This is a genomic window from Streptomyces sp. ICBB 8177, from assembly GCF_003144095.1.
Lineage (GTDB): Bacteria > Actinomycetota > Actinomycetes > Streptomycetales > Streptomycetaceae > Streptantibioticus_D.
Genome location: NZ_NSKH01000018.1, coordinates 840,707 through 866,029, shown reverse-complemented (window position 1 = coordinate 866,029; position 25,323 = coordinate 840,707). Strand labels below are relative to the sequence as shown.

21 protein-coding genes are annotated in these 25,323 nt (G+C 71.3%); 11 read left to right on the top strand and 10 right to left on the bottom strand.

The annotated features are described in order from the left end of the window. Window positions 1-205 precede the first annotated feature (205 nt). The 7 genes from CK485_RS12265 (at window position 206) to CK485_RS12235 (ending at window position 7,747) form a co-directional block, all read left to right on the top strand. Entirely contained in the window at window positions 206-1,333 is a 1,128-nt protein-coding gene (locus tag CK485_RS12265) for a spermidine/putrescine ABC transporter substrate-binding protein (protein ID WP_109449892.1), read from the top strand. Then, entirely contained in the window at window positions 1,333-2,220 is an 888-nt protein-coding gene (locus CK485_RS12260) for an ABC transporter permease (RefSeq protein WP_109449890.1), read from the top strand. Before CK485_RS12265 ends, CK485_RS12260 begins: the two co-directional genes overlap by 1 nt. Window positions 2,221-2,291: 71 nt before the next feature. Next, a complete protein-coding gene (locus CK485_RS12255) occupies window positions 2,292-3,080 on the top strand; it encodes an ABC transporter permease (RefSeq protein ID WP_241968307.1) in 789 nt (262 codons plus the stop codon). 5 nt (window positions 3,081-3,085) lie between these two features. After that, entirely contained in the window at window positions 3,086-4,156 is a 1,071-nt protein-coding gene (locus CK485_RS12250) for an ABC transporter ATP-binding protein (protein WP_109449887.1), read from the top strand. Between the two features lie 82 nt (window positions 4,157-4,238). Further along, the gene (locus CK485_RS12245; protein WP_109449885.1) at window positions 4,239-5,552 is read left to right on the top strand and encodes an FAD-dependent oxidoreductase; all 1,314 of its coding nucleotides are present in this window, start codon (window positions 4,239-4,241) and stop codon (window positions 5,550-5,552) included. Beyond that, a complete protein-coding gene (locus CK485_RS12240; RefSeq protein WP_109449883.1) occupies window positions 5,545-6,969 on the top strand; it encodes an aminobutyraldehyde dehydrogenase in 1,425 nt (474 codons plus the stop codon). Before CK485_RS12245 ends, CK485_RS12240 begins: the two co-directional genes overlap by 8 nt. 280 nt (window positions 6,970-7,249) lie before the next feature. After that, the gene (locus CK485_RS12235; RefSeq protein WP_109452877.1) at window positions 7,250-7,747 is read left to right on the top strand and encodes a GNAT family N-acetyltransferase; all 498 of its coding nucleotides are present in this window, start codon (window positions 7,250-7,252) and stop codon (window positions 7,745-7,747) included. A 108-nt stretch (window positions 7,748-7,855) separates the two neighbouring features. On the opposite strand, the gene CK485_RS12230 is transcribed toward CK485_RS12235, so the two are convergent. The 7 genes from CK485_RS12230 to CK485_RS12200 all read right to left on the bottom strand — a co-directional run bounded on the left by CK485_RS12230 (window position 7,856) and on the right by CK485_RS12200 (window position 19,202). After that, on the bottom strand, window positions 7,856-8,500 hold the full coding sequence (locus CK485_RS12230; protein WP_109449881.1) for a dihydrofolate reductase family protein: 645 nt from the start codon (window positions 8,498-8,500) through the stop codon (window positions 7,856-7,858). A gap of 235 nt (window positions 8,501-8,735) precedes the next feature. Beyond that, on the bottom strand, window positions 8,736-9,398 hold the full coding sequence (locus CK485_RS12225; RefSeq protein WP_241968306.1) for an alpha/beta hydrolase: 663 nt from the start codon (window positions 9,396-9,398) through the stop codon (window positions 8,736-8,738). A 141-nt stretch (window positions 9,399-9,539) separates the two neighbouring features. After that, window positions 9,540-12,005: a SpoIIE family protein phosphatase gene (locus tag CK485_RS12220; RefSeq protein ID WP_109449877.1), complete on the bottom strand. Its 2,466-nt coding sequence runs from the start codon at window positions 12,003-12,005 to the stop codon at window positions 9,540-9,542. 81 nt (window positions 12,006-12,086) lie between these two features. Continuing rightward, window positions 12,087-16,670: a HAMP domain-containing protein gene (locus CK485_RS12215; RefSeq protein ID WP_109449875.1), complete on the bottom strand. Its 4,584-nt coding sequence runs from the start codon at window positions 16,668-16,670 to the stop codon at window positions 12,087-12,089. A 478-nt stretch (window positions 16,671-17,148) separates the two neighbouring features. Then, a complete protein-coding gene (locus CK485_RS12210; protein WP_241968305.1) occupies window positions 17,149-17,610 on the bottom strand; it encodes a DUF6114 domain-containing protein in 462 nt (153 codons plus the stop codon). 3 nt (window positions 17,611-17,613) lie between these two features. Next, window positions 17,614-18,237: a DUF6230 family protein gene (locus tag CK485_RS12205; RefSeq protein WP_109449873.1), complete on the bottom strand. Its 624-nt coding sequence runs from the start codon at window positions 18,235-18,237 to the stop codon at window positions 17,614-17,616. 173 nt (window positions 18,238-18,410) lie between these two features. After that, window positions 18,411-19,202 carry a TetR/AcrR family transcriptional regulator gene (locus tag CK485_RS12200; protein ID WP_109449871.1) on the bottom strand — a complete coding sequence of 264 codons (792 nt, stop codon included), beginning with the start codon at window positions 19,200-19,202 and terminating at the stop codon, window positions 18,411-18,413. A gap of 581 nt (window positions 19,203-19,783) precedes the next feature. Here CK485_RS12200 and CK485_RS12195 point away from each other — a divergent pair. After that, on the top strand, window positions 19,784-20,464 hold the full coding sequence (locus CK485_RS12195; RefSeq protein WP_109449869.1) for a Tat pathway signal sequence domain protein: 681 nt from the start codon (window positions 19,784-19,786) through the stop codon (window positions 20,462-20,464). Window positions 20,465-20,531: 67 nt separating this feature from the next. Here CK485_RS12195 and CK485_RS12190 read toward each other — a convergent pair whose 3' ends face one another. Further along, complete coding sequence (locus tag CK485_RS12190; RefSeq protein ID WP_109449867.1) at window positions 20,532-21,479, bottom strand: DNA-3-methyladenine glycosylase; 948 nt, start codon at window positions 21,477-21,479, stop codon at window positions 20,532-20,534. A gap of 2 nt (window positions 21,480-21,481) precedes the next feature. After that, complete coding sequence (locus CK485_RS12185) at window positions 21,482-21,850, bottom strand: VOC family protein (RefSeq protein ID WP_109449865.1); 369 nt, start codon at window positions 21,848-21,850, stop codon at window positions 21,482-21,484. A gap of 104 nt (window positions 21,851-21,954) precedes the next feature. On the opposite strand from CK485_RS12185, the gene CK485_RS12180 reads away from it, so the two are divergent. After that, on the top strand, window positions 21,955-22,401 hold the full coding sequence (locus tag CK485_RS12180) for a MarR family transcriptional regulator (RefSeq protein ID WP_241968304.1): 447 nt from the start codon (window positions 21,955-21,957) through the stop codon (window positions 22,399-22,401). A 72-nt stretch (window positions 22,402-22,473) separates the two neighbouring features. On the opposite strand, the gene CK485_RS12175 is transcribed toward CK485_RS12180, so the two are convergent. Further along, a complete protein-coding gene (locus tag CK485_RS12175) occupies window positions 22,474-23,511 on the bottom strand; it encodes a tetratricopeptide repeat protein (protein ID WP_109449861.1) in 1,038 nt (345 codons plus the stop codon). A 228-nt stretch (window positions 23,512-23,739) separates the two neighbouring features. Here CK485_RS12175 and CK485_RS28485 point away from each other — a divergent pair, with 228 nt between their 5' ends. Further along, complete coding sequence (locus tag CK485_RS28485; RefSeq protein WP_146214528.1) at window positions 23,740-24,135, top strand: VOC family protein; 396 nt, start codon at window positions 23,740-23,742, stop codon at window positions 24,133-24,135. Between the two features lie 230 nt (window positions 24,136-24,365). Next, window positions 24,366-25,235, top strand: coding sequence for a class II glutamine amidotransferase (locus CK485_RS12165; RefSeq protein ID WP_109449858.1), 870 nt, complete (start codon window positions 24,366-24,368; stop codon window positions 25,233-25,235). Window positions 25,236-25,323 lie beyond the last annotated feature (88 nt).

The following is a 25,323-nucleotide window of genomic DNA, read 5'->3' as shown; positions in this document are numbered from 1 at the left end:
CCACGGTTGCCGGTTCGGCGGCTCGCGCAGCGCTGGGTGAACCGCTCGTGGAGCGGCCACGGCGCCGGTGCCGCACCTCCCCCTGACCACCCCTGCCTTCGCGCTCGTGGGGTCGACCGCGCGGCCCTCGCACGCCCCGCGCTATCCCCCAACTCCCCCGCCTCCCTTCCCCTGCCTTCGTGTCCCCCTCCGGAGAGGACGACCCATGTCCCACGAGGCACGCCCACTCTCCCGTCGCTCCCTCCTGCGCTCATGCGCCGCCGGCGGCCTCGGTCTCTCCCTGGCCGGCTGCGGATTCGTCCAGCAGAACACCGCCATGACCGCGGACGACGACGCTCCCATCGATGTGAAGGTCGACGGCGACCTCGTCTACTTCAACTGGGCCGACTACGTGGACCCTTCGGTCTTCGCCGGATTCCAGAAGGAGTACGGCGTCAACGTCGTCCAGTCCAACTTCGACTCCATGCAAGGCATGGCCGCCAAACTCGACGCCGGCAACAAGTACGACATCATCTTCCCCTCGGCCAAGTGGGCCCAGTTGCTCGCCTCGGCGGGGCGGCTGCGGCGCATCGACCACACGAAGCTGCGCAACGCCGAGCTGGTCTTCGGCAGCTATCCGTACTTCGGCGACCCCTGGTACGACCCGCGTTCGGCACACACGGTGCCCTTCACCATGTACAAGACCGGCATCGGATGGCGGCGCGACAAGCTCGGCGACCTCAGCGGCTCCTGGGACGACCTGTGGGATCCGGCCGCGAGCGGCACTGTCTTCCTGCTGGACGACCGCGACGAGGTCCTGGGCATGGCCGCTCTCAAGCTGGGTCTGGACATCAACACCTCCAGCCGGCACGACCTGGACCGCATCGCCGCCACGATCAAGTCCCTCCGCCCGCATCTGCGCGGCTTCTCCAGCGACGACTACGACAACCTGCTCAACGGCAACGCCACCATGACCCAGGCCTGGAGCGGCGACATGGTCAGCGTGCTGGGCCAGGCCAAGGACCCCTCGATCTACGGATTCGAGACGGCGAAGGAGGGCTGCCCCATCAACTCCGACTGCTACGCCATCCCCGCCAACGCACAACACCCCGGCACCGCGATGCTCTTCATCGACTACATGCTCCGCCCGAGCAACGTCATCAAGAACATCCGCTACATCGGCTACCCCATGCCGGTGCACGGCACCGAGGACGCGTACGCGGCAATCGTGAAACAACTGCCCAACTGCGTCATCGAGCCCGGTGACCTGACGACCGACCGCTACTTCCGCAACAGTTCGCCCGCGGCGCAACAAGCCCGGGACGCCACCTGGACAGACGTGGAGGCCGAGTGATGGCCGACCGCGTCCCCGCACGACCGCGCCCCGCCGCCGCCGGGGCCCGGCTGTGGAACTGGCTCACCCTGCCCGGCACGGTGTGGATGTCCGCATTCTTCATCTGCTCGCTGCTCCTCGTCGCCGCGCTCTCCTTCGGCACCACGGACGAGCTGGGCAATCCGCACTTCGGCCGCACACTGGCCAACCTCTCCGCGCTCGGCGACCCGGTCTACCGCGACGTGCTGGTGCGCTCCCTGGTGTACGCCCTGCTGACCTGCGCGCTGTGCCTCCTGATCGCCTATCCTGTGGCGTACACCATCGCGCTGCACGCGGGACGCTTCAAGAACGCCCTGATCGCGGCGATCGTCGTGCCGTTCTTCGCCAACTACCTGGTGCGCATGTACGGCTGGTCCGTGGTGCTCTCCGACGACGGCCCGTTGCTGCGTGCGTTGCGCGCGATCGGCCTCGCGGGACCGCACACCAAGATCCTCAACACCGGGCCCGGCGTCATCGCCGGGTTGGTCTACGGTTTCGTCGTCTTCATGATCATTCCGCTCTACGCGGCCATGGAACGCATGGACGTCTCCCTGATCGAGGCGGGACGCGACCTGTACGGCGGCCCGCTGCGGACCTTCCTGTTCGTCACCGTGCCCGCGACCCGGCAGGGCGCCACCGCCGGTCTGGTGCTGGTCTTCCTGCCGGCCGTCGGGGACTTCGTCAGCGCCCAGTTCATGGGAGGGCCCAACCAGTTGATGATCGGCAACCTGATCCAGGACGAGTTCTTCGAGGGCCAGGACTGGCCGCTGGGGGCCGCGCTCACCATGCTGCTGATGGCCGTGCTGCTGGTGGGCATGGTCGGCTACCTGCGGCGCGCCAACAAGGACGAGGCGGAGGCGGCACGGTGAGCGCCGGACGTCGCCGTTGGCCCGCACGTCACGGGTGGCCCGGGCGCCGCCGGGCGGAACGCAGGCCCCGGGTGGCCATCGCCCTCACCGCGGTCTTCTTCTTCCTGCTCTACCTGCCCATCGCCATGGTGGCGCTGTTCTCCTTCGACTCCCAGAAGTCGCTCACCGTCTTCAAGGGCTTCTCGCTGCGCTGGTACCGGGCCTTCTTCTCCGATCACGTACTGATCGGCTCCCTGGGAATGAGTCTGAAGGTCTCACTGGTGGCGACGGTGGGGTCGGTGGCCCTGGGTGCCGCCCTCGCCATGGGCCTGGTACGCGCCCGTGGCCGCCTGGGCAGCTATGCGGGGCTGATCATGCTGGTGCCGCTGATCACCCCGGAGATCGTGACGGGAGTGGCGTCCCTCCTGCTCTTCAAGGGCCTGGGGATCACCCTGTCCACGGGGACGGTGATGGTCTCCGAGGTCACCTTCTCCATCTCCTACGTGACCGTCATCCTGCGTTCGCGCGTCGCGGCGCTCAATCCGGAGGTGGAGGAGGCGGCGATGGACCTGGGCGCGACCCGCTGGCAGTCCCTGCGGCTGGTGACCTTCCCCGCGTTGCTCCCGGCCATCCTGGCGAGTGCCGTGCTCGTCTTCGCCCTCGTCTTCGACGACTTCGTGCTGGCCTACTTCACCACCGGCGTCGATCCGCAGCCGCTGGCCGTGCGCATCTACTCCGCCATCAGGTTCGGTGTCCAGCCGACCATCAACGCGGTGGGCACCTTGATGCTGGCCGGCTCCATCGGGCTGATCGCGCTCGCGCTGGCGATCCCCCGCCTCTTCGGCCGCGGCGGCGGCCTCGACGTCCTCTCAGGGGAGTGACAGCCATGAACGCGACCCCCGCGGTCCGGCTCGACCACGTCAGCAAGGAGTTCGCCGGCAACCACGCCGTGCGCGACCTGTGCCTGGACATCGCGCCCGGGGAGTTCTTCTCCCTCCTCGGCCCGTCCGGTTGCGGCAAGACGACATCGCTGCGCATGATCGGCGGCTTCGCCGACCCGACGTCCGGCACGGTGCTGCTCGGCGGCGAGGACGTCACGGGCCTGCCGCCGGACAAGCGCAACGTCAACACGGTCTTCCAGAGCTACGCGCTCTTCGACCACCTGTCCGTGGCCGACAACGTCGCCTTCGGCCTCAAACGCAGGAAGGTGGCCAAGGCGGAGATCCGCGAGCGGGTCGGCGCGATGCTGGAGATGGTGCAGCTCGCCGACCTGGCCGGTCGCAGGCCGCGGACGCTGTCCGGTGGGCAGCGGCAGCGGGTCGCGTTGGCCCGGGCGCTCGTGAACCGTCCCGCGGTCCTGCTGCTCGACGAACCGCTGGCGGCCCTCGACCTGAAACTGCGCCGCCAGATGCAGGTCGAACTCAAGCAGATCCAGCGGGAGGTCGGCATCACCTTCGTCTTCGTCACCCACGACCAGGACGAGGCGCTCACCATGTCGGACCGGGTGGCGGTCCTCAACGACGGCCGCCTAGAGCAGTGCGGCACGCCGGAAGACGTCTACGAGCACCCGGCCAGCCGGTTCGTGGCGTCCTTCATGGGCACGTCCAACCTGGTCAGTGGTGTGTACCGGGATGGTGAGGTCCGGCTGGACAGTGGTCCCGCCCTGCCGGTGGGCCGTCGTGACGGTTGTGCCGACGGGAGCACCGTGAGCGTGTCGATCCGCCCCGAGAAGATCTGGCTCTCCGACTTCCGGCCCGGGATGCCGGTGATCCGCGGAGTGGTGCGCGAGACGGTCTACTCCGGGCCGACGACCACCTACCTGATCGAGCTGGCACCTGGTGTCACGGTGGCCGCGCTGGAGCAGAACACGGCGCGCTCCCGCATGGAGGACCGCTGGGAGGGTGGCGAGACCGTCGAACTGGGCTGGGAGCCGGAGCACTGCCTGCTCCTCGTGTGAACGGCCACGCCCCGCCGGTGCGGGGGGGCGCCATGACGAAGCGCCGCGATGCCATGCGGACGCAGACCGGAAGGAAGACGGTGTGAACCACGACGTGATCGTGCTCGGTGCCGGGCTGGCCGGGCTCAGCGCCGCGCGGGACCTTGCCGCGGGCGGAGCCGACGTGCTGGTGGTGGAGGCCCGCGACCGGGTGGGGGGACGCGTGGAACAACGGACGCTGCCCGACGGGCGCCTGGTCCAGCTGGGGGGCGAGGTCGTGGGACGCGCTCACTCCTCCTACCTCGGCCTCGTCGCCGAACTGGGCCTCACCCTGGTCCCCAGCTACGTCGCCGAGCCGGGCCGGATCAGCCGTGCGGTCCCGGAAGGCGTCGGGGCGGGTGATCCGCCGCAGTGGTTCACCGTCGACGACGCTCGATGCCATGACGACGTGACAGCACTGTTCGTCACTGCGGCCCGGAGCGTGCGGCCCGAGGACCCCTGGTCCCACCCGCGCGCCGCGGAACTGGACGGCCTGTCCGTCGGCGCGTGGCTGCGTTCGTCCGGGGCCACGCCCGCGGTGGTCCGGTTGTGGGAGATCGGCGCGCTGGGGCTCGCCGCGGGGTCGGTCGAACGCACCTCCCTGCTCGCGGCGTTGCGCAAACAGGCGGCCGTTCCCAGCGAGGGGCACTACGACTACGAGGACTGGGAGGGACTGCGCGTCGCGGAGGGCTCGGCCACCGTGGCGTTGCGCATGGCTCGGGAACTCGGCCCACGGGTGCGCACCGGGTCGCCCGTGGTGGCGCTCGTCGCGCGGCCCGGCAAATGCAGGGTGGAGTTGGCGAGCGGTGAAGCCCTCACCGCCTCCGCCGTGATCAGCGCGCTTCCCGTGGGCCCTCTGCGGTCGGTCTCCATCAGCGGCGTGAGCGACCGGCGGCTGGCCTCGCTGCGTGCCCAACGGCAGGCGGTGGCGGCCAAGTTCGTCGCCGCCTACGACCGCGCCTTCTGGCGTGAGGCGGACCTCAACGGCCTCTCGGAGTGCGAAGGTGTGCTCGGCAGCACCTGGCCGCAGACCGAGGGCGTACTGTCCGCGCTGATCCCACCGGAACGGTACGGGGTCCTGCTCGGGATGCCCCCGGCGGTGCGGCGGGCGGAACTGCTCGCGGACGTGGCACGGCTCTACGGTGAGCAGGCACGCGAACCGCTCACCACGGACCTGCGGCTGTGGGGCACCGATCCCTGGACGCAGGGCTACGTCACCCAGTGGGCGCCCGGCGACGTGACAGCGGTGGGACCGCTGCACGGCAGCCACGAACCGCCCTTCTACGTCTGCGGATCCGACCAGTGGGTGGCCGGATACATGGAAGGGGCGGTGCGGACGGGTCGCGCCGCCGCGAAGGAGGCGCTGCGCCGTGGCTGAACCGCTCACCATCCTGAACCACATCGCGGGCCGCGATGTCGCCGCCTCGTCCGGCACCTGGCTGGACCTCGTCGATCCCGCCACCGGGCGGCGGTCGGCGCGGGCGCCGCGGTCCAGGGCGGACGACGTCGACGCCGCCTGCACCGCGGCCCAGAAGGCGTTCGGCGGATGGGCCGCCACCTCCCCCGGGCAGCGGCAGCGGGCGTTGCTCGCAATGGCCGACGCGATGGAGGACCACGCGGAGGAACTGGTCGACGCCGAGGTGCGCGAGACCGGCAAGCCCGTCCGGGCCTTCCGCGCGGACGAACTGCCGGCCATCACCGACACGCTGCGGTTCTTCGCCGGCGCCGCGCGTGCCCTGCCCGGTCCGGCCGCGAGCGAGTACACCCCGGGCCACACTTCCGTGCTGCGCAGGGACCCCGTAGGGGTGTGCGCCCAGATCACGCCGTGGAACTACCCGTTGATGACGGCCGTGTGGAAGATCGCCCCGGCGCTGGCCGCGGGCAACACGGTGGTCCTCAAACCCGCTGACAGCACTCCGGGTTCCGCCGCCCTCCTCGCCAGGATCTCGGCTGATCACCTGCCGCCGGGAGTGCTCAACGTGGTCTGCGGCGACCGGCACACCGGCCGGGCCCTCGTGGCGCATCCGGTACCGCGGATGGTGGCGGTGACCGGCAGCGTCCGGGCCGGGCGGGAGATCGCGGTCGCCGCGGCGGCCGACCTCAAGCGCCTCCACCTCGAACTCGGCGGAAACGCGCCCGTCATCGTGTACGACGACTGCGATCTGGACGCGACCGCCCGCGAGTTGGCGTCCGTCGCCTTCTACAACGCGGGCCAGGACTGCACCGCGGCGACGCGATTGCTGGTGCAGCGCGACGTCCACGACGAGTTCGTGGCCGGATTCGCCTCCTACGCGCAACGGTTGCGCACCGGCCCCGGCAGTGTGGCGGGCAACGACTTCGGACCGCTCAACAGCGCGGCCCAACTCGCCTCCGTCTCGGGGATGCTGGAGCGGCTGCCGGGGCGTGCCCGCGTGGTGACCGGTGGATCGGCCGTGCCGGGGCCGGGTTTCTTCCACGAGCCGACCGTCGTGACCGGGGTGCGGCAGAGCGACGAGATCGTGCAGGAGGAGGTCTTCGGCCCCGTCGTGACCGTGCAGCCCTTCACCGACGAGGCGGAGGCGCTGGCGCTGGCGTGCGGGGTGCGGTACGGCCTCGCGGCCAGTGTGTGGACCCGTGACCACGGCAGGGCCATGCGCGCCACCCGCGCGCTGGCCACCGGCATCGTGTGGGTGAACACCCATGGCACGACCGTCTCCGAGATGCCGCACGGCGGGTGCAAGCACTCGGGCTACGGAAGCGACCTGTCGATGACCGGGCTGCTGGAATACACGCAGCCCAAGCACGTCATGCTGTAAGGGCCGGGGAGACGCCGTGCGGAGGCGGGAACCTGCGTCGATCCCGCTCACTCCCCCGTCGTCGACCGGCTCGCCGTCGTCGGTGTGGGACAGGACGTCCAGCGGGGACGGGCCGGGCGAGGGGTAGACGATGGCGTCCGCGCAGACCGCGACCGGGTACAGGTCGGCCGCCGCGGCGGTCCTCATCAGCTTGCGGTGGCCGGTTGCCGGGCCCATGACGCCGTTCACGTCGCCGTAATCAGCTTGCCGCCGCTGGAGCGTCGGCAGCAGAGTGGCGATCATGCTCGAAGTACGCGTTCTGGGGCCCGACGACTGGCCCCTTTGGCGCAAGTTGAGACTGGCCGCGCTCGCCGAGGCGCCCTATGCCTTCACTTCGACGCTGGCCGAGTGGCAAGGCTCCGGTGATCGGGAGGAACGCTGGCGTGCCCGTCTGTCGATATCCGGAGCGCACGATCTCGTCGCGCTCCTCGACGGGCTCCCGGTGGGCATGGTCAGCGGGGTCCCGGGCGAAGAGGCGGAGAGCGTGGAGTTGATCTCGATGTGGGTCAGCCCCGCGGCTCGGGGCCGAGGCGTGGGCGACTCCCTGATCCGGGCGGTCGAGCGGTGGGGCGCGGGGCGTGGTGCCCGGACGCTGCGGTTGTCCGTGATGCCGGACAACACCGTGGCGGCCGCGCTCTATGCGCGCCACGGTTTCACGGACACCGGTGAACCCGGTGCTCTGCTGCCTGACGGTGTCCGCAGGGAGCGGGTCCTGGCCAAGAGCCTGACCGCCGTGTGACCTCGCGCCCCGGGACGTGGGACGCGGCGGAAGGGGTCACCCCGCACCACGGTGCCGTCGAGGGTGACGTCGCCGCCGCGTCGGGACGCCGGCGAGAGGGGCGCGGCCTCAGTCGGCGCGCCCGGTGCCGCGATCGGGTGCGCTCATGTCCCCGGTCGCGGGAGTGCCGTCGGCGAGCGCGTAGCGCAGGTACACGGTGCCCTTCGGGCTGGCCACCGGCGGTTCGAGGAGGGTGAGGTTGGTGGGTACCTCACCACCGTCGAACACCTTCTTCCCGACCCCGAGCACGATCGGATGCACCCACAGGTCGAGACGGTCGAAGAGCTTCTCGCGCAGCAGGGTCTGCACGAGGTCGAGGCTCCCGACGACCCTGACGTGCTGGTGCCGGTCGCGGATCTCGCGCACCGCCGCGGCCAGGTCCGGGCCGAGCTGCGTGGAGCCGGCCCACGAGAGGTCGGGCCTGCCGCGGGAGGCCACGTACTTCGGAACGCTGTTGAAGAGCGTGGCCATCCGGTTGTCCTCGCCGCCCTCCTGGTGCGGCCAGTAGGCGGCGAAGATGTCGTAGGTCCGCCGCCCGAGCAGGAGCGCGTCCGTGCCCTCGTACGCGGCACCGATCTGCGCCCCGGTGACCTCGTTCATCAGGGGCGCCTGCCAGCCGCCGAACGGGAACCCCGACGGGTCCTCGTCGGGACCGCCGGGCGCCTGCCCGACCAGGTCGAGCGTGGCGAAGAGTTCGATGTGGATGAGGCCCATGTCCTGCTCCCGGTGCGTCGGTCGTGCCGTTCGGTGTGTGCGACTGCGGCGCCGGTGAACTCACGATGCGACGGCCCCTGCCGGGTCCTCGCCGACCGCGTCACCGGACGTATCGGTTACCACTTTGCCCCTCGGCCGTCGTGGAGGGCGGTCGCATGGGGGCATGTCGCGCAGGTGGTTCATCCTCACCGGGCAGGGACGCTCCTGGACGCAGGGCCACGTCCGTCGAGGTGGCTCACGGTGTGGTGGCGAGTTCGACGATGTGCCGTGCCGTGCCAGCGGGGTCGACGATCTGGTGCAGGTGCTCGCCCGGCAGGTGCGCGACGCGCCAGCCGCGTTCGCGGGCCTCGGCGGCGTACTCGTCGTACGGGGGGCCGAACAGCAGATACGAGCAGGGGTGGTCCTCCCACCCGTCGGGGACCGGGACGAGTTGCTCGTAGTAGGACAGCGGGAGCCTGGGCTGTTCGGTCGTGACCGTCTCCCGCGTCACGGGGTCGTCGAACATGGGCGCGACGTCTACCTCGTCCCACCAGTCGGTCCAGCGGGGCAGCCTGCCGTCCACGGCCATCGGGCGCAGGAATTCGAGCAACTCCCCCGATGCGACAGGGGTCGCCCCGGTACGGGCCGGCAGCGCGGCGTCCACGAGGACGGAGGCGAGCACGGGGTGCGCGATCCCGGAACGGATCGCGGGGAGGAACAGGCCCGCGTTGCTGTGCACGACGAGCGCGAGAGGGGTGTCGGCGGGGACCTCCGCGAGGTCGTCGCGGACCGCGCTCACGACCCGGGGCCAGAAGGGGGGCGTGCTGCCGTCGCCTATGCTCAGCAGCGACGGTATGCGGACCTGATGGCCCATCGACGTCAGGTGGTCGGCCACGGGTCGCCAGGTCGAAGGGCCCACTGAGGGACTGTGCACGAGAACGAAGGTCGGGTTCACACGGGCATCCTGCCGCGCCGACGCCCTGGACACGACGGCGTCGGCTCAGGGCGAACACGTCTCAAGGTGATCCGGGATGACGGTGCCCGGGCCCCGTCCACGTGGTCAGGCCGCCGGAGTGCGCAGGTGGATTCCGATGACGCAGGTGTCGTCGTCGGTGTCGGCGCTGCTGTGGGTGAGCATCTGGTCGAGGCGCTGGTCCAGCGCCTGCGCCGGGCGTCGTACGGTGGCCAGGAGCTGGTCCAGGCTCTCCTGGAGGGAACGGTCGCGCCGTTCGATCAGGCCGTCGGTGTACATGAGCAGGACGTCCCCGTGCTCCAGTCGCACCTGCCCCTCCTCGTAGACGGCTTCGCTGACCGCGCCGAGCAGGAGGCCGTCGGGGGACGGGACGGTGGTGGGTTCGCCGGCCCGGATCAGCAGCGGGGGCAGGTGCCCTGCGCGGGCCCACCGCAGGATGTGCGTCTCGGGGTCGTACAGGGCGCAGATGGCCGTGGCGGTGACGCGTTGGGTCAGGTGGTGGGCGACGAGGTTGAGCCAGGTCAGCAGCTGTGCGGGGCCCGCGCCGGTGGTGGCCAGGCCGCGCAGGGCGTTGCGCAGGGCGACCATGCCGGTGGCCGCCGAGATGCCGTGTCCGGCGACGTCGCCGACGGACAGCAGTACCTGTTGCGACGGCAGCACGATGGCGTCGTACCAGTCACCGCCGACGAGGCTGTCGTCCTCCGCGGGGCGGTAGCGCACCGCGATCTCGAGTCCGGGGGCGTCGATCGGGCCGTGGGTGGGCGGCATGATCGCGTGTTGCAGCTGGCGGGCGAGGCGGTTGCTCTCGGCGGTCTGCTGCTCGCTCAGGGCGAGTTGGTCGCGGGTGGCGGCGAGGGCCACCTCGGTCCAGTGCTGGGCCGAGATGTCCTGGTAGGCGCCTCGGACGCCGCCCAGGTGGCCCGCGCCGTCGAGCACCGGTTCCGCCACGATCCGCATGTGGCGGATGACCCCGTCCGGCCGCAGCAGGCGGAACGCGGCCGTGGCGGGCCTGCGGTGGTGCAGCACGGTGCGCAGGAACCTGCCCAGGGGGGCCGCGTCGTCGCCGTGGGCATGGGTGGCGACCTGTTCCAGGCGGGTCGGTGCGGCGTCGTCCGGCAACCCGAAGAGGTCGAACAGCTGGCTGTTCCAGGTGACTTCGTTGGTCAGGAAGTTCTCCTCGAACGCGCCGATGCGGCCGAGTCGTTGGGCGTGCTGGAGCAGGCGGGCGAGCCGGGCCGCCTCGTCCTCGACGCGCCACACGAAGAGCACCGCGTCGCCGTGGCGGCTGATGCTGATGTCGACCGGGCCGGTGACGGGGACCTGTCCGACGAGCGCGGTGAAGTCCATTGCCGTGGCACGGAAGGGTTCACCGGTGGCGTGCACGTGCTCGATCATCTCCAGCAGGCCGCCCTCCCCCGCCACCATGGGATACGCCTCCAGGAGCAGCGCACCCGTGACCGCCGCGGCGGAACGGCCGGCCGGGTCGTTGAACCGGGGGTTGACGTGGTGGATGCGGAAGTCGGTGAGGGTGCCGTCGGGGCCGAAGTGGGGGCGGAGCAGCAGGACCGGATCGCGTAGTCCGTCGGCCAGTGCGATCAACTCGTTCAACGTGCCGGCACCCGCCTGCGGCCACTGCGCGGCGGTGTGCGGCAGCGACTCCAGGGTGTGTCCGACGAGTTCGGCCAGGGCCTCGATCTGCCGGCGTATCTGTGGCGACAACGGGGGCTGCCTCCGCGGCCAGGCCACCTCGAGTACACCTTGGATGCGTCCCTCGGTACTGGCGGGTACGGCCATCCGGCTGCCGTGGGGTCCGCCCCGGCCGCCGATGGACGGCAGTTCGCTCTCGGTCCACGCGGGGTACCACATGGAGCGGCGGGTGAGGAGCGCCTGGCGGGCGGGGGTGGCGACGCCGGGTGGGACGTAGTGCCACTGGTCGGCCTCGTCGGGCCGGAATCCCGCGTGCCCTGCCAGTCGCAGCGAGGTGCCCGGGCCGGCTGCCCACACCGCGACCGCGGTGGCGTCCAAGGGCTTGAGGGCGTGTTCGAGAAGCGATTCGGCGACGGTCTGCGTGTCGCCTGCCGCCAGGACTCCGCTTTCGGCGGTGCGCAGGCGCACCGTGGCGTCGGCGCCGCCCACCGGTGGTGGTTCGGCCGTGTCCGCGGGGGTGGCGTGGGCGACGCGGTCGAGGAAGTCGCGGGCCGCGTCGGTGAGCCGGTCCTGGGCGGCGTGGCTGACGATGTCGGCGGCGAGTTCCAGTTCCGTCACGTCGGCGGCGCGGGCGAGTTCGGCGAGGTGCTTGGCCGCCTGGGTTGGGCCGAACCTCAGGCGCTCGACCAGGACTCCTCGGGCCATTTCGACGAGTGCCCGGCCGTCGGCGGCGGCGTGAGCCTGCTCGACCTCCTCGCGCAGCCGTGCCACGGTGGCGGCCAGGCGGCCCAGTTGCCTGGCGGACGGGTCGTCCGAGGCCGCAGTCGCCGCCGTGTCGGCCGCCCCCGGTGTGTGGGCCGTGTCCGTCGCGTCGACGGGTGCGGCGGGCCACTGGTCGCTGCTCACTGCGCTCCTCGGTCCGAGGCCGGCTTCCGCTCCAGGGGGCGGAACCAGGCCGTTCGGGCGTCTCGGTCTGCGGTCCCGGCTCTACCGGCTCAGCCAACGGCTGAGACACGCGACGAGATCGTTGGCGTCGACGGGCTTGGTGACGTGGTCGCTCGCGCCCGAGGCCATGCTCTTCTCCTGGTCGCCTGGCATGGCCTTGGCGGTCACCGCGATGATGGGAAGCTCGGCGTACTGGGGCATCTCACGTATCGCCGCCGTCGCCGCGTAGCCGTCCATCTCGGGCATCATCACGTCCATGAGCACGACGTCGACGCCGGGGTTGGCGAGCAGCGCGGCGATGCCCGCTCGACCGTTCTCGGCGTGCAGCACGCGCATGCCGTGCAGTTCGAGTATGCCGGTGAGCGCGTAGAGGTTGCGGGCGTCGTCGTCCACCACCAGGGCGGTGCGGCCGGCCAGCAGAGGCTCGATGGCGGCGCCGTCGGTCACGGCCGGGCGGTTGTCCGGCAGGACCAGCGGGAGCACGTCCCCGGGCCGGTCCGCGGACAGGTGCAGGGCGATCCGTTCGCGCAACTCGTCCAGACTGGAGAGGAGTTCGAACGGCCGTCCCGATTCACGCGCCAGCAGCCGTTCCTCCTGTCCCGTGCCGAGGCGCCGGTTGTTGTGGGCGAGGACCGGCACGTCGCGCAGGGCGGGGTCGGCGTCCATCGCGGCGATGAACCGCAGCGCCCCTCCGTCGGCCAGGTCGAGGTCCAGCACCACGCAGTGGCAGGGTTTCGCGGCCAGGGCGGTCGCGGCCTCATGGGCGTCGGCGGCGGTCACCACGTCGATGCCGCCGAGGGAGGCGGCGAGGTCGCGGCTGTCGACGAGGTCGGCGACCGCGCTCTCGGCCACCATCGACAGCAGACCGCGCGGGCGCTCCTCCAGCACGAGCAGGCGCCGCTGCTGCGGGGGCACGGGCTCGGCGGGTGCCGGGGCGGCCTGCGGTGGCGCGGAGCCGTCGTCGGCGCACGCGTCGGAGCCGCTCGGCCCGTCGAGGAGTTCCTCGAAGTCCGGGCGGGTGACCGGCAGGTAGAGGCTGAAGGTACTGCCGCTTCCGGGCGTGCTCTCCACGGAGATCGAGCCGCCGAGCAGGTAGGCGATCTCACGGCTGATGGACAGCCCCAGGCCCGTGCCGCCGTACTTGCGGCTCGTGGTCCCGTCGGCCTGCTGGAACGCCCCGAAGATCGACTCGAGTTGCTGTTGGGGGATGCCGATGCCGGTGTCCGCGACGCGCAGGGCGATGGCGGGGCCGTAACGGTGCACGGAGGCGGGCAGTTCGTGGGGTTCCGCGGGTTCGATGCGCAGTTCCACGCTGCCCGTCTCGGTGAACTTCACCGCGTTGGACAGCAGATTGCGCAGTACCTGGCGCAGTCGCGAGTCGTCGGTGAGGAGGGTGGGGGCCACCCCTGGGGCGGTGCTGATCTGGAAGGCGAGGCCCTTCTGGCTGGTCATCGGCCGGAACGTGGCCTCGACGTACTCCAGCAGCCTCCTCAGCGGAACGCGCTCGGGGCTGATATCCATCTTGCCGGCCTCGACCTTGGACAGGTCGAGGATGTCGTTGATGAGCTGCAGCAGGTCGGAGCCCGCCGAGTGGATGATGCCCGCGTACTCGACCTGCTTCTGGGTGAGGTTGCGGGTCGGGTTCTGCGCCAGCAACTGGGCGAGGATCAGCAGGCTGTTGAGCGGTGTGCGCAGTTCGTGGCTCATGTTGGCCAGGAACTCCGACTTGTACTTGGAGGCGAGGGACAGCTGCTGCGCCCGCGTCTCCAGTTCCTGGCGGGCCTGCTCGATCTCCAGGTTCTTGGTCTCGATGTCGCGGTTCTGGGTGACCAGCAGCGCGGCCTTCTCCTCCAGTTCCGCGTTGGACTGCTGCAGTTCCTCCTGGCGGATCTGCAACTCCTGTGACCGGGCCTGGAGTTCGCTGGTGAGGCGCTGGGACTCCTGGAGGAGCTCGTCGGTGCGGGCGTTGGCGACGATGGTGTTGAGGTTGACGCCGATGGTCTCCCGCAGCTGTTCGAGGAAGTCGCGCTGCACCGGGGTGAAGTGGTGCAGGGAGGCCAGCTCGATGACGCTGAGCACCTGTTCCTCGACCACTATGGGCAGCACGACGAGGTTCACCGGATCGCTCTCGCCGAACCCGGAGGAGATGGTCGCGTAACCCGGTGGCACGTCGTCGACCATGATCGTCCGATGGCTGACCGCGGCCTGCCCGACGAGGGACTGCCCGAACTCGAACCGCTTGCCGTGTCCGTCGCTCGTGCGCTCCGGGCTCCCGTACGAGCCGATCTGCACCAGTTCCGGCTGGTCGCAGCTCTCGTCGGCGAGGTAGAAGGCACCGTACTGGGCCGTCACGAGCGGGGTGAGTTCCTGCATGATCAGGCCGGCCACCAGCGTCAGGTCGCGGTGGCCCTGCATCATCCCGGAGATGCGGGCGAGGTTGGACTTCAGCCAGTCCTGCTCCTGGTTGGCCCGGGTGGTCTCGCGCAGCGATCCCACCATGGCGTTGATGTTGTTCTTGAGGTCGGCGACCTCTCCGGACGCCTCGACCGTGATGGAGCGGGTCAGGTCGCCCTCGGCGACCGCGCTGGTCACCTCGGCGATGGCCCGCACCTGGCGGGTCAGGTTGCCGGCCAGCTCGTTGACGTTCTCCGTGAGCCTCTTCCAGGTGCCCGAGACCCCTTCGACCTCGGCCTGGCCGCCCAGCCGTCCCTCGCTGCCCACCTCGCGGGCCACCCGGGTCACCTCGGCGGCGAACGACGAGAGCTGGTCGACCATCGTGTTGATGGTGGTCTTCAGCTCAAGGATCTCGCCGCGCGCGTCGACGTCGATCTTGCGGGTGAGGTCGCCGTTGGCCACGGCGGTGGTCACCTGGGCGATGTTGCGCACCTGGCCGGTGAGGTTGTTGGCCATGGAGTTGACGTTGTCGGTCAGGTCCTTCCACGTACCGGCGACGTTGGGAACCCTGGCCTGGCCGCCCAGGATGCCCTCGGTGCCGACCTCGCGCGCCACCCGGGTCACCTCGTCGGCGAACGCGGACAGGGTGTCGACCATGGTGTTGATGACGTCGGCCAGGGCCGCGACCTCCCCCTTGGCCTCCACCGTGATCTTCTGCGACAGGTCGCCGCGGGCGACCGCGGTGGCCACCTGGGCGATGGACCGCACCTGGCCGGTGAGGTTGGAGGCCATCACGTTGACGTTGTCGGTGAGGTCCTTCCAGGTCCCCGAGACCCCGCGCACGGTGGCCTGGCCTCCGAGGTTGCCCTCGGTGCCGACCTCGCGGGCGACGCGCGTGACCTCGTCGGCGAACGAGGAGAGCTGGTCCACCATCGTGTTGATGGTCTCCTTCAGCTCCAGGATCTCACCACGGGCGTCGACGCGGATCTTCTGCGACAGGTCGCCCTTGGCGACCGCCGTGGTCACCTCGGCGATGGACCGCACCTGGTCGGTGAGGTTGTCGGCCATGACGTTGACCGACTCGGTGAGGTTCTTCCACGTGCCGGAGATGCCCTTGACGTCGGCCTGGCCGCCGAGCCGTCCCTCGGTGCCGACCTCGCGGGCGACGCGCGTGACCTCGTCGGCGAACGAGGAGAGCTGGTCCACCATCGTGTTGATGGTGTTCTTCAACTCAAGGATCTCACCACGGGCGTTCACCGTGATCTTCTGCGACAGGTCGCCCTTCGCCACGGCCGTGGCGACCTGGGCGATGGACCGCACCTGCGCGGTGAGGTTCCCCGCCATGAAGTTGACCGAGTCCGTCAGGTCCCGCCAGGTGCCGGAGACCCCCTTCACGTCGGCCTGGCCGCCCAGTATCCCTTCGGTGCCGACCTCGCGGGCCATGCGCGTGACCTCGTCGGCGAACGAGGAGAGCTGGTCCACCATCGTGTTGATGGTGTTCTTCAACTCAAGGATCTCACCACGGGCGTTCACCGTGATCTTCTGCGACAGGTCGCCCTTCGCCACCGCGGTCGTCACCTGGGCGATGTTGCGCACCTGGTCGGTGAGGTTCCCGGCCATGAAGTTGACGGAGTCGGTCAGCTCGCGCCAGACGCCGGCGACGCCCGGGACCTGCGCCTGGCCGCCGAGCCGGCCCTCGCTGCCGACCTCGCGCGCCATGCGGGTCACTTCGTCGGCGAACGACGAGAGCTGGTCGACCATCGTGTTGACGGTGTTCTTCAGTTCGAGGATCTCGCCCTGCGCGTCGACGTCGATCTTCTGCGACAGGTCGCCCTTGGCCACGGCCGTCGCCACCTGGGCGATGTCGCGCACCTGCGTGGTCAGGTTGCCGGCCATGGCGTTGACCGAGTCCGTCAGGTCCTTCCACGTGCCGGAGACCCCCGGCACCTCGGCCTGACCGCCGAGCCGTCCCTCGCTGCCCACCTCCCGGGCGACGCGGGTGACTTCGGAGGTGAACAGCGACAGCTGGTCGGCCATCCCGTTGAAGACGGTGGCGATCTCGCCCAGCAGCCCGTCCGCGCCCTCCGGGAGCCTGGTGCCGAAGTCGCCGTCACGCACGGCCGTCAGCCCGGCCAGCAGCTGGCGCAGTTGCGGCTCGCCCACCTTGCCCGCGGAGGAACGGGATCTGCCCCGCTCCGCTCTCGACGCGCCGTCGACCGTCGTCTCAGCCATTTCCCAGTCTCTTCCGCTACGCGGGCCCCGGCCCAGTCGCGACCGCCCGACCCGGCCGGGCGGACAGTGGTTGGTGGAACAACCGCACCAGTTTCGTTGTCATAGGACAACAGAACTGGTCACGCGAAGGATACCCCGCGCGGCCCACCCGCCGGGGCGGACGCCGCTCGCCGGCAGGCGGGCGCGCGGCCGCGCACCGCGTACGGGAGCGACGGCAGGTCTACGGGGCGCGCAAGGCGTCCGGGACACCGCGGTCCGGGCTGTCGGCCGCGGGATACGGCACCGGCGATCACCACCGTGATCGCTCCCGGGATCCGGGGCGGAGAGGGCCACCGCGTCGTCCGCGAGGAGGACGCGGGCGGTGACGCGCCGCACGAACGGGGCCGGCCGGGATTCGGGGGCCGGGGCGACGCGCGTCACATGGCGGAGGCCGGGCCCGTGGGGCGCCTCGCTCTCGGCGGCGACGCGCCCCACGCCCTCACGGCGTACTCGGCGCGCGGCGGCGCCACCGTCTGCGGCGCGGGGCCTGGTCCGGCAGCCAGCCGAAGGACAGACAGCTGCCGAGCAGGCCGAGCAACAGGCCGACGAAGAAGCCGCCGAGGTTCGAGGTGACCCAACTGCCCAGCGTCAGCAGCACGGACAGGATCGAGTAGAAGAGCCGCTGGGCCGGGTTGAACAGGAGCAGCAAGCCGCAGACCACCATGACCACGGGGATCAGGTAGCCGCTCAGGCCCTGCATGCCGATGTGCACGATCACGCCGAAGGACGCCTTCTCCGTGGCGAGGATCTCGGCTCCCGCCAGCGTGACCAGCACGCCGCCGGCGAACGGCCGCCGGCCGCGCCAGGCCCGCCACCGGCGCACCCGGGGCTGTTCGGGTGCGGCGGTCTCGTCGGCCTGGGCGGCGGGGTCGGGAACGAGGGCCTGGTCCGGGTCGGTCATGGGTCAGCAGCCGTTGTTCTTGAAGCTCAGGTGGAGGCCGGGCAGTTTGAAGGTGGCGGCCGTCGTGGCGTAGTTGGTCTGCCGCAGGTTGTCGATGGTCACGGTGTCGGCCTGCTGACCGAAGTCGCCGGAGGGGCCTTTGGAGTCGCCCTTGGTGAAGGTGCTCGCGTCGCCGCCGATCTCGATGTTCTTGAATCCGGCGTCGCCGCTGATCACGGAGGAGTCGGTGACCAGGTCGTGCGCGGACACCGGGGTGCTGCCGGTGCCCGCCCGGATGACCATGTTGATGCCGCCGAGATTGACGCTCTGGCACAGGTCGGTGAGTGTCGCGTCCTTGATCGCGGAGACCACGACGACTTCCTGGCCGCCGGTGTCCCCGGCGTTCGGGCTGCCGTCGGCCATGTTGTCGAGGCCGCCGTACTGCTCGAAGCCGTTGCCCTGGAGCTGTTTTGCGGTGACGGTGAACGGTATGCCGGAGATCGAGAACTGCGCGGCGATCGCACCCTGGGCGGTGAGCACCACCAGGACGGCCGCCGCCGCGGCGGCGGGGCCCGCCATGATCGCTGCCCGCCGCAGGCGGACTCTGCCGACGCGGGCGGTGGTGGGTGGGACGCTCTTCGAGGCCATGGGAACTCCAGGTGTGGCGTGTCGTGGGACAGCCGTTCCGTGCGTTGCCCTGGCGCGGACAGCGTGCGCGAACGGGTGAGGACTTGGTCCTGGAGTCCCTGGCAGAGGAGGACCGAGGCGCACCACTCGTACGCGGGCGGCGATCGCAGTGTTACCCAGAGGTAAGTGCGCGGTCAACCCACTTGTGAAGAAGGGATGTTGACGGGCTCGCCGGGTTCGGCACGCCGGGCGGCGTTCGCGCAGGACAGGGCCGCGCAACGGGTTGAGAGCGCTTTCTCCGCCTCGTCGGCCGCGGCTTGCGGACCGAGGAAAGGCGCGAGGACGAGGTAGCACATGGTCGGCAGCAGCTGGGGCAGTTGCTGGGCGCGCCCCTCGTCCACCTCGCGGTACAGCGCCGAGTAGGCGCCGCCGATCACGCCGGTCACGACCTGCTCGACCGGCACACCGGCGGGCAGGCCGGGGGCCGGTGTGAAGAAACGGTGCAGGCGGGCCACGAGCCGCTTCCGCGCCTGCCGGCCCGCCGCACCCAGCGCGTCGATCTCCACGATGGCCGCGACCGCGAACCGCGGGGCGTCGGCGAGCAGCGCCAGCATGGCGCCCATCGTGTCGCGCACCGCGGACGGCCAGTGCGCCGTCCCCGCGAACGCGGTGCCCATCGTGGCGAGCAGCAGGTCGGTGCCGTGCCGGTAGGCGGCCAGGAACGCGTCCTCCTTGCCGGCGAACAAGTCGTAGAAGACAGGGCGGGTCACGCCGGCGGCCCGGCAGATGTCGCTGACCCGCGCGTGTGGATAGCCCTTGTCGGCGACCGTGCGCACCAGGCCGTCGAAGAGCCGGTCGCGCTGGTTGGCCGCGACGGCCTCCGGCGTCGTGCTCCTGGGGCCGCGGCGAATGGAGCGGTCCGGCTCGCGGCCGGTACGGGTGCCGGGCAACACCACCGGCTGCGGGTCCCCCACGAGTTCGTTCATCTGCGCCCTTCCGTAAGGGGGGTTGACGCTGAGTACCCGTCAGGTTTACAACTCTCGCAGGTTTTCCATTGTTTCGGGACCGTTGCGTTCGTGTGTACATCCGATGGTGGCAGCCGTCGGCACGAAGGTCCTGGAGCCACCGTGCCCGGGCACGTGGCGCCGCGCTCGGGCACGGCGACCGCTCCACCAGTCAGTCTCCGCACGTCGGCTCGCACAACCGCCGAAGCCGCTCCCCACCACGCCCTCGGCGGCCCCGGGCCGGACCTTCGCGGTTCGCGACGGCACCACCGTGCGCCACGTCGCGCCGCGGGCGGTCCCTTCCGCACAGCGCACCCGTTGACCCGGCGCGCGGAGGGCGGCGTTCCGTTCACACTCCGCCCGTCGGCCCGGCGGAACCCTTTCCCACCGGCCGACTCCCGCACCGCCGGCCCACCGCACGATTCCCTCGCTGCACGTGTGCACCCCCTCCGGACACGACGGCCGGCGCCGCCATGCATGCGCTCTCGTCGGCCAGGTGATGGTTCCGGTCCCGGTCACCACCTCACTCCGCCCCCGCGCGGACACCCGAATCGAGGACCCTCATGCGCACCTCAACCTGCCTCGCGGCCACCGTCGCCGCGCTCTCCCTCGCCCTGGCCGGCGCCGCTCCCTCCCTCGCGGCCACCGCGCGGCCCGCCGCCGCGTCCAGCGTGCTGACCTACGGCAGCGCCGGCGGAAGCGCCGTCGCGGTCGGCGACTCGCTGGTCGCGCCGCTGGAGTCGGGCACCAAGGCCACGTTCTACTCCAGCACCAGCGGCACCAGCGGTGTCAGCTGCTCCTCCTCGCAGTTCACCGCGACCGTCTCGACCAACCCGGCCGCGCCGGGGACCGCCACCGAGTCGCTGACCGGCCAGACCTTCGGCTCCTGCACCTCCAACGTCGTCGGTGTCACGGGAGTCAAGAGCATCACGGTCAACGGACTGCCGTTCAACACCTCCGTCAGCGACGCCAGCGGCGATCCCGTGACCGTGTCGCCGGCCTCCGGCTCCATCCAGACCACGGTGGTCCTCAACACCCTCCTCGGCACCACCACGTGCGTCTACAGCGGAGGCGCGCTCACCGGCGCCGCCAGCAATTCGGCGCAGACGATCTCGTTCGCCAACCAGCACTTCACCAAGACGTCCGGTTCCAGCCTCTGCTTCTCCAGCGCCTATTTCTCGGCCACTTACGGCCCGGTCTCCGACACCTCGCAGTCGGGCGGCCCGTCGGTGTACGTGAACTGACGCCCGCGGCCCTCGCGCCCCGTCCCCGCTTCCCGTGCGGAAGTGGGGACGGTGCACGGCTGCCCGGCTACCCGCGCCCCGTCGCCCGGTCCTGGGCGCGGACGCGCAGCAGCGTGGCGACCCAACTGCGGTAGGGACGCCACGCGTCGGCGATCCGCGCGAGGCGGGCCGGATCGTCTGCGGCGTCCGCGTCGAGGCCGTACTCGGCGGCCACGGCCTGGTGGACCCGCGGCTCGGCGGCCGGGAAGACGTCGGGGTGCCCCGCGCCCCGGATGAGGACGAGTTCGGCGGAGAACGGGCCGATGCCGGGCAGCTCCCTGAGGTCGGTGAGGGCGAATTCGGCGGGCTGGGCACGGAGTGCGGCGGCGTCGAGTCGCCCGTCGAGGGCCGCCTCCGCGATCGCGCGCAGACGCTCGGTCTTGGTGCCGGTCAGGCCATCGACGTGACCGAGGCCGCGCAGGACCTCGGGGGTGGGGAAGGCGTACAGCCGCTGTCCGGCGACGTCGACGGCCTGACCGTGGTCACGGGCGAGCCGGGCTTTGACGGCGGCGGCCTGGCTCCTGCGCACGCGGTGGCCGATGACAGCCCACGCCGCCGCCTCGTAGGGCGAGTGGAAGCAGACGGGGCGCATCCCGGGGTAGTCGGCCTGGAGCCCGGCGACCACCGGATCGGTGGCGGCCAGGGCGGGGAAGCCGGTGGCGTCGACGTCCAGGGACAGGATGCGGGCGATCTGGTCGCGCACCGCGGCGTGCGTCGCGGTGCCCTCGGCGGCCCGGACCGTACGGCCGTCCCTGTGGAGGGTGAACCGCGCCGACACGGTCCCGGGCGAGGTGCCCACCGCCTCCTCCTGAGCGACCGCGCACCCGATGACACCGCGGCCGTCGTCGGCGGGGAAGGCGAGCCGCAGCACGCCGTCGGCCGGGCGGTCGTACGAGGCCGGGGTGAAGCCCTCGAGGAACCCGATGGACGACGCCAGGGAGAAGGGCCCCTCGGGGGCGAAGGAGGCGATGGGCATGGTCAGCCTTCGTGGGCGGTCAGGACGTAGCCCTCGGGACCGGTGAAGGAGAACACCGGCCCGAAGGGGCTGTCGCTGATGGGCGTGAGGATCTCGACGCCGCCCGCCACGAGTTGCTCGTGGAGCGCCTGCGCGTCAGGGGTGGAGAACCACAGGGCGACTCCGAGACCCGCACGGCCGGCGTCCAGGTCGGTGTCCGGCAGGGGCTCGCGGACCGCGAGCGGGCAGGGCTTGGTGTCGAACACGACCGCGCCCGGGGGCGAGGCGGGGGTGCGGACGAGGCCGAGGTGTTCTTCGCAGAACCGCGCGGCGGCTTCCACATCACGTACCTGAAGGGCCACGAAGTCGGGACCGTCGACGCTCACGGACATGGGAAACCTCTTTCACCTGGATTCAATGTCAGGACTTTGACATAATCGACACTAGGACACCACCACTCGGATGTCAAAGTACTGACATGGAAGGCGGACCACCCGTGGCCACACCGCACCCGGCCGACGACGATGTGCTCTCCCACGTGGGCTACCGGCTCAAACGCGCCCACGCCGCGCTGCGCGGCGCCATGGACAAGGCCCTGCGGGAGCACGGCCTGACCGTGCCGCAGTACGCGTGTCTCGAAGTGCTCGCCGCGCGCCCCGGCATGTCCAACGCCGACCTGGCCCGCGCCACCTTCGTCACACGGCAGTCCATGAACGTGGTCATGCGCGGCTTGGAGACCACCGGACTCATCGGCCGCCCGGAGACCGTCGAGTCGGGCCGTGCCCGCCCCACGAGGCTCACCACGGAAGGCCGCCGGGTGCTGGAAGCGGCGCAGGAGGCCGTCTATGCCATCGAGGCCCGGATGACCCGCGCCATCGCTCCTCACCGTCTGGCCGGGCTCCTCGAGGACTTCGACCGCATGGCGCAGGCCCTGGAGGAGTGACAGCACACCGCGGACGGATGACGGCGCGAGGTCACCCGGCCTCCTCGCCCGAGCGGAGACCGGTCCGACGCGTCAACCGCCGTACCGGTCGGCCCTGCTGGGGAGGCCGCGTCCGGCACGGAACTGCCGCACCATCTCGCGGGCGTGCCGGAGGCCGATGCGCTGGAACGTGTCGTCCAGCTCGTCGAGTTCGGCCGCCGTGCGGTCCGCAGGGCAAGTACCCAGCATCGCGCGGGACTTGACCAGGCCGAGGCGCGCCAGAGCCTCACCACGCGGCTCGCCGATCGACCGGAACTCGGCGAGGGCGCCCTCGTAGGTCTCCTGTGCCTCCCGGTGGCGTCCGGCCCGGAACAGCACGTTGCCGCGCATCTTGTGGTTGTACGCGAGGGCGCTGTCCAGCCGCATCGCACGGCAGGTCTCCTCGGCCTCGCTCAGCAGCTCCAGCGCCCGGTCCGGCTCGCCCCGCACCGACAGCACGTCCGCCATGCCACGCAACGCCCAGGCCCGGCCGCGCGCGTCGTCGGCCCGTTCCGCGATGTCGGCGGCCTCCTCGAACAGCGCAAGGGCGGCGTCGTGGTCGCCGGTGTTGCGCCGCATCTGCGCGATGCCCTCCAGCGCCCACACGGCGTGCCGCGGCTCACCGTGTTCGCGCGCCTCGGCCAGCAGGCGCTCGTGCAGTTCGGCGACGGCGGCGTAGTCGCCCTGGATACGGCCCGTCTCCGCGAGACCGGCCAACGCGTAGCCGCGGGCCACCCGGTCCCCGCCGGTCTCCGCGCACGCCGCGGCGGCCGACAGCCAGCGCCGTGCCAACGCCAGCCGGCCGCGCTGACGGGCCAGCGTGCCGCCGCTCCACAGGGCCCAGGCCATCGCCCCGCTGTCCCCGGCGCGGGCGGCGGCCCGGTAACTGTCACGCCAGGCGAGTTCGGCTGCCTCCGCGTGGCCGAGCCGGCGGTGTGCCTCGGCCACGGCGAGGCCGGCGCGCGCGTACTCGAGGACCGAGCGCCGCTGTTCCTCGGCCGCCTGGGCGAGCACCTCCTCGTAGGAGGAGTTCACCGACAGCCGCGCCCGCAGGGCGCCCTGGTACTCCGGAGCCGATGCCTTGCCGTACATCCGTCCGTCCTCGTGATCGTCGGGGGGAACGGTCACGAACGTATCCGCAAGCCGGGGACCCCGGGATCACTCTGTGTGCCCGTTGTCGGATCAGACTCTGGTAGCCATCGGGAGAGCGGCGTGGTCATTCCGGCGTACGGGCCGTCTCAGGGTTCCGGGGGGTCATGCGCTTGACTGGCCGGAACGTTGACGTCGCGTCAGAAGCGATGGCCTTGGGGAGGAACCACGATGACCGCACGCGTCCGCAGCATCACGTTCGACTGCGGCGACCCCGCCGCCCTCGCCGCGTTCTGGGCAGGCGTCACGGGCCGCGCGGTCGTCAACGACGGCACGCCGGAGTCCCCCGAATACCTGCTGGCCGACCCGGCCGACCCCTCGCAGGCCAACCTGCTCTTCCTTCCCGTCGCCGAGGGCAAGACCGTGAAGAACCGCCTCCACCTCGACCTCCAGCCCACGGACCTGCCTCGCGAGGCCGAGGTCGACCGCCTCCTCGGCCTGGGCGCCGTTCTGCTCGCCGACCACCGTGCCCCGGACGGCACCGGCTGGGCGGTCCTGGCCGACCCCGAAGGCAACGAGTTCTGCGTGGAGCGAAGCGCGGCGGAGCGCGCCGTGACGGGCGAGTGAGGGCGAGCGGGCCTGCGTCGCCGTCGCGGCCGCTGCCGGGCGTCGCGACAGGGCCGGATCGGCGAAGGCGTCGAAGCGGAACGTACGGGCAGACGGGAAGGCACGGCGCCGTGCGCCACGGAGAAGAGGCCGCTCGGGACCCCGGGCGACCGCACGGCCCGATCCGCACCCTGAGCGGCCCCGCACACGGCCGCCCGTCCGGCGCGGCCCGCGTCCCGAGGAGGAAACCCATGTGCCGTCTGTTCGGTCTCAGCTGCGCCCCGCGGCGCGCCCGCGCCACGTTCTGGCTGCTGGACGCGCCGGACAGCCTCAGCCGGCAGAGCCACCGCGACCCGGACGGCACCGGCCTTGGCTACTTCGGCGCCGACGGCGTCCCGCGCGTCGAGAAGGCCCCCATCGCGGCCTACGAGGACCGGGCCTTCGCCGAGGAGGCCAGGCAGGAGGAGTCGACGACCTTCATCGCCCACGTGCGCTTCGCCTCCACCGGCAGCCTGGACCTGCGCAACACCCACCCCTTCGCGCAGGACGGACGGCTCTTCGCGCACAACGGGGTCATCGAGGGGATCGACGCACTCGACCGGCACCTGGACCAGGACCGGTCGCTGGTGCGGGGTGACACCGACTCGGAGCGGTTCTTCGCGCTGATCACCCGGGAGATCCGCAGGAACGGCGGCGACGTCGGCGCGGGCATCCGGCAGGCCGCCGGCTGGATCGCCGAGAACCTGCCCGTCTACGCCCTGAACCTGGTCCTCGTCAGTGCCGACCAGCTGTGGGCCCTGCGCTACCCGGACACTCACGGCCTGTACGTGCTGGAGCGCCGCGCCGGCGGCCCGCACGGCGGTCGCCACCTGGACCACAGCGGCAGCGACGGCCACCTGCGCGTGCACTCGGCCCACCTGACCGGCCACCCCTCCGTCGTCGTGGCCAGCGAGCCCATGGACGACAACCCCCACTGGTCCCCCATGCGGGCCGGCGAACTCCTCCACGTGGACGCCGACCTGCGCACGGAGCGCCAGGTGATCCTCCCCGATCCCCCCGCACACCCGCTCGGCCTCGACGACCTGCGGCCTGATGCCGCCGCCTCGCAGAAGTCCGCGTAACCGCGCCGTGACGGGCGGCCGGTGAGGGGTGCCGCGGACTCGGCGACCCGGTGGGGTTCGGGCAGCCACCTGCCCGGTGGTGGCCCGC

Excerpts from the sequence above, each read along its gene's own strand:
- CK485_RS12265 (WP_109449892.1), top strand. The coding sequence starts at position 206 with ATGTCCCACGAGGCACGCCCACTCTCCCGTCGCTCCCTCCTGCGCTCA.
- CK485_RS12260 (WP_109449890.1), top strand. The coding sequence starts at position 1,333 with ATGGCCGACCGCGTCCCCGCACGACCGCGCCCCGCCGCCGCCGGGGCC.
- CK485_RS12250 (WP_109449887.1), top strand. The coding sequence starts at position 3,086 with ATGAACGCGACCCCCGCGGTCCGGCTCGACCACGTCAGCAAGGAGTTC.
- CK485_RS12235 (WP_109452877.1), top strand. The coding sequence starts at position 7,250 with ATGCTCGAAGTACGCGTTCTGGGGCCCGACGACTGGCCCCTTTGGCGC.
- CK485_RS12230 (WP_109449881.1), bottom strand. The coding sequence starts at position 8,500 with ATGGGCCTCATCCACATCGAACTCTTCGCCACGCTCGACCTGGTCGGG.
- CK485_RS12215 (WP_109449875.1), bottom strand. The coding sequence starts at position 16,670 with ATGGCTGAGACGACGGTCGACGGCGCGTCGAGAGCGGAGCGGGGCAGA.
- CK485_RS12210 (WP_241968305.1), bottom strand. The coding sequence starts at position 17,610 with ATGACCGACCCGGACCAGGCCCTCGTTCCCGACCCCGCCGCCCAGGCC.
- CK485_RS12205 (WP_109449873.1), bottom strand. The coding sequence starts at position 18,237 with ATGGCCTCGAAGAGCGTCCCACCCACCACCGCCCGCGTCGGCAGAGTC.
- CK485_RS12200 (WP_109449871.1), bottom strand. The coding sequence starts at position 19,202 with ATGAACGAACTCGTGGGGGACCCGCAGCCGGTGGTGTTGCCCGGCACC.
- CK485_RS12195 (WP_109449869.1), top strand. The coding sequence starts at position 19,784 with ATGCGCACCTCAACCTGCCTCGCGGCCACCGTCGCCGCGCTCTCCCTC.
- CK485_RS12190 (WP_109449867.1), bottom strand. The coding sequence starts at position 21,479 with ATGCCCATCGCCTCCTTCGCCCCCGAGGGGCCCTTCTCCCTGGCGTCG.
- CK485_RS12185 (WP_109449865.1), bottom strand. The coding sequence starts at position 21,850 with ATGTCCGTGAGCGTCGACGGTCCCGACTTCGTGGCCCTTCAGGTACGT.
- CK485_RS12175 (WP_109449861.1), bottom strand. The coding sequence starts at position 23,511 with ATGTACGGCAAGGCATCGGCTCCGGAGTACCAGGGCGCCCTGCGGGCG.
- CK485_RS28485 (WP_146214528.1), top strand. The coding sequence starts at position 23,740 with ATGACCGCACGCGTCCGCAGCATCACGTTCGACTGCGGCGACCCCGCC.
- CK485_RS12165 (WP_109449858.1), top strand. The coding sequence starts at position 24,366 with ATGTGCCGTCTGTTCGGTCTCAGCTGCGCCCCGCGGCGCGCCCGCGCC.